The 3,197-nt window shown below is 57.6% G+C and carries 4 protein-coding genes; 2 read left to right on the forward strand and 2 right to left on the reverse strand.

The features are described from left to right. Nucleotides 1-497 (forward strand): ABC-2 family transporter protein (locus ACTHL0_RS12880; protein WP_440567136.1); only part of this gene is annotated, 497 nt, incomplete at its 5' end. Nucleotides 498-1,047: 550 nt separating this feature from the next. On the opposite strand, the gene ACTHL0_RS12885 is transcribed toward ACTHL0_RS12880, so the two are convergent. Next, complete coding sequence (locus ACTHL0_RS12885; protein WP_440567137.1) at nucleotides 1,048-1,521, reverse strand: hypothetical protein; 474 nt, start codon at nucleotides 1,519-1,521, stop codon at nucleotides 1,048-1,050. A gap of 48 nt (nucleotides 1,522-1,569) precedes the next feature. After that, complete coding sequence (locus ACTHL0_RS12890; RefSeq protein WP_440567138.1) at nucleotides 1,570-1,917, reverse strand: hypothetical protein; 348 nt, start codon at nucleotides 1,915-1,917, stop codon at nucleotides 1,570-1,572. A gap of 369 nt (nucleotides 1,918-2,286) precedes the next feature. On the opposite strand from ACTHL0_RS12890, the gene ACTHL0_RS12895 reads away from it, so the two are divergent. Then, a partial coding sequence (locus ACTHL0_RS12895; RefSeq protein ID WP_440567139.1) for a Gfo/Idh/MocA family protein occupies nucleotides 2,287-3,197 on the forward strand: 911 nt, incomplete at its 3' end.

The raw sequence follows: 3,197 nt of genomic DNA on the forward strand, positions 1-3,197 counted from the left end.
ACACGCTCATGAAGCCTGCCAGCACGCTGTGTCTGTGTTCTGTTGCGGAGATCCGGCTCTGGAACATCGTGGACTTCATGTTGGGGGTTGGGCTCATGGTCTATGCCCTGGTCCAACTGGAAGTCAGCCCGGCGCTTCCAGCCGTCGCGCTCTGCGTGGTGCTGTCGCTCGCAGGACTGGCGGCGCTTTATGCCCTGTTCGTAATCGCGATCTCCGCGTCTTTTCTGCTCGTGCGAATTCAAAACCTGACGAATGTACTGTTGTCGATGCTCGATTTTTCACGTTGGCCGATCGAGATGTTCACGCCTTGTTGGCGTCTCGTTTTCACCGTAGTCGTTCCGCTCGGTGTCGTGACCTCTTATCCGGTGATGGCATTGCTTGGCATGCTGAATCTGCCGATGGCGGTCATCTGCGTGGTGGTGAGCGCTGCGCTCTTTTGTGCCGCACGCCTCACCTGGCACCATACGATTCGACGATACGCCTCGGCCTCGAGTTGAAAGCGGGTCCGGAGGGTGGTCATGGTACGGACTCCGGCGCTATGCGAGGGGCGTTTCGCGCACTAGAAACGGCTAAATGGTTACCCGAAGCAGATGGTGTGGTCAGCGGCAATCCTTGGTTGGCTCTCGATTCACGAGCTTCCAGCCGACACCGCGGCCGACAACATCCTTTCGACATACCGCGCAACTATGTTGAGTCTGACGGGAACACCAAGCCCCACGTAGGCGGGGTAGAGAAGGGCTTCGGGCCATGACGGCTCGCGACGCGTGAGAGGCTTCGCGCACGGCGGCAAGGGCATCGAGACCCTCGGTCAATTCAGCAAACAGATTTCGCCTTTTCATTGCTTGCTCCGTACCGTGGCCTCTCTCCAGTAGCTTCGCGAAGGCTTTTGCGCTCGTCACTGGAGAGGACTGCCATTTCATCCTTGTCGTACAGTGTGAACAACCAGAAAGTTGATAACCGCTGACCTGATAGTAATAAATCACTCGTAGGCCACCGCGTTTGACGTCGATGGACGATGCGCAGGGAATCGGAACCGCTGCGGCGCCTTTACGGCGGAAAACGAATCTGGGAGAATTGCCTTCCCGCCTGGATCGCGCGCCGCTCGATTTCAGACGCTGAGTCAATCAACCCCTGTTGCTCGAGAAATATAAGGAAGGCGCGGGTAGAAACCTTGCGACAGTTATCCGGCAGCAGAAAACTGGCGCGGGCGATCTTGTGATCCTCGAATAAGAACACTCCCGTTTGATCGGCGGCAAGGCCGAACTCGCTCATCGCTTCTTGTATTCCCAGTTCCCCGAGATTAGCCTTTCGGACGGGCAAGGCAGTGCTCGCTTGCTTATATCGGCGATAGATGGTTGTTTCGAGAACCGGGATGCTGTTGGCGCCCGTCCACGCGGCAATGCGAGCGCTGGTAGGCGTCTCATTGCGCGTGACCTCATGCAGCACCATGTCGACGAGTGCAACGGTCCATCCCGGTTTAAGCAGCAGATCGAGCGCATCGGCGTAGGCAAGCGTGATCAACGTCCCCGCGTCAGGAAGCAGGGTAACGGCTTTGTTACTCGCCATGTGCTAACTGCGCAGCGCGTTGAGATCATCTACCATGCGACGCGTGCTCGACTCGGGCAAGCGCGGCATCGGCAAGTGGGCCTGTGCCATCAGTAGGAACAAGTCCTCGTCGCTGTCGATGCCCAATGTTTTCATTGCTAGGCGGTCATCAATGCGGCCAAGCGAAAAATCGAGGAGGGTGCGAAAGTTTTGGTTGCCACCAGCCTCCGCTGCTTCGAATGTTTCGACGAGATAGCGCAGTTCGGCGTTGAACAGTGCGTTGACGGACGTGTCTGACTTCGCCGCGAGAATTTTGGCGCGCTTGAGCAGGTCGCGATCGACTGAGCCTGTGAAATTCACGGTTTCGGCCATGGTCGGAATCCTCCAAGGGTGATATCGGCGAGTCTAACACATAAAGATGTGTTGCACATGTTTATGTGCCGAAGGTCCGAATTAGTCCGGTAAATCTCTGGCTGCGCCCCAGGACAATGAGCTGGGCGCTCCTTTCGAGCGGTGCAGTCGACCAGGAGCAGCGTCGTTCAAAAGCTACGCAAGGGCCGCGACGGGCGGCGCTCGGTCTTACCTAGGGGCAACGCCGGTATTTATTGGTGCTAAAGTGGTTCTATAATGGTTCCTCGTTCTCAACGGGGCAGAGCCGGTTCAAGCTGCCGCCTATGAGCGTGTCGTGCGGGGCAGCAGCCCCGTTCTGATCGAGGTACTCAACAGTGGACGGCGCTGATAATGGTGAAAACAGAAGAATCGAGGCATCCGGAGGGTCTTGAGTTGCGCGGCTCCAGGCCCGTCCGATGGGGAATCGTAGGCGCGGGCCACATAGCCGGTCGATTCGCCGAAGGTCTCGGCTTTGTACAGAACGTAGAGCTCGTCGGCGTGTGGGCGAGGCGGCAGAGTCAAGCGGAAACGTTCGCCCGGAAGCACGAGACACGCGCCTACGTCAGTTTCGATGACTTGCTGGATGACATTGACGCGCTGTACATCGCAACGCTCCAGGATAGTCATTCGCATTACGCAACGCGTGCGTTCTCCGCCGGTCGCGCGGTTCTATGCGAGAAGCCCGCAGCCGTGAGCGCACGCGAGCTTCAACATCTGCAGGATGCTGCGAAGGCTTCCAACGTTCTCTTTATGGAGGCGATGAAGCCCCCGTTCTATCCGCTGTTTACAAAACTGATGGAACACCTCGCGGAAGACCCGATAGGGGACGTCGGATTTGTGCGCGCCGGTTGTTCGATCGCGGACGCACCGGCCGATCACCCATCATTTAGATTGGATCGCGGAGGTGGCGCGTTGCTGAATATCGGTATCTACGAGGCGTTCCTAGCGGTCCGGTTCCTCGGGAAAGCGATCGATATCCAGACGCTAGGTCGGTTGGGGCAAACCGGCGTCGATAGCTTCGCAAGCCTCAACATTCTTCATGAAAACGGCATCGCGCAAATATTCTGCGGGCTAGATTTGGACGGCAAAGGCGATGCTTTTCTCGCTGGCACGAAGGGGTCCGTCACGATCCACGAAAACTGGTGGAACCCGTCTCGAGCGACGGTTCGCTACCTTGGAGGACGGACGGTCGAATTGCATGAGCCGTTCCAGGGCGGTGGACTTAATTACGAAACGGCCCATTTCTGTGACGTACTGCGCTC

Source organism: Trinickia sp., from assembly GCF_051961175.1.
Lineage (GTDB): Bacteria > Pseudomonadota > Gammaproteobacteria > Burkholderiales > Burkholderiaceae > Trinickia.

What these genes read in the sequence shown, in the direction of transcription:
- ACTHL0_RS12890 (WP_440567138.1), bottom strand. Translation starts at nt 1,917, where the DNA reads ATGGCCGAAACCGTGAATTTCACAGGCTCAGTCGATCGCGACCTGCTC.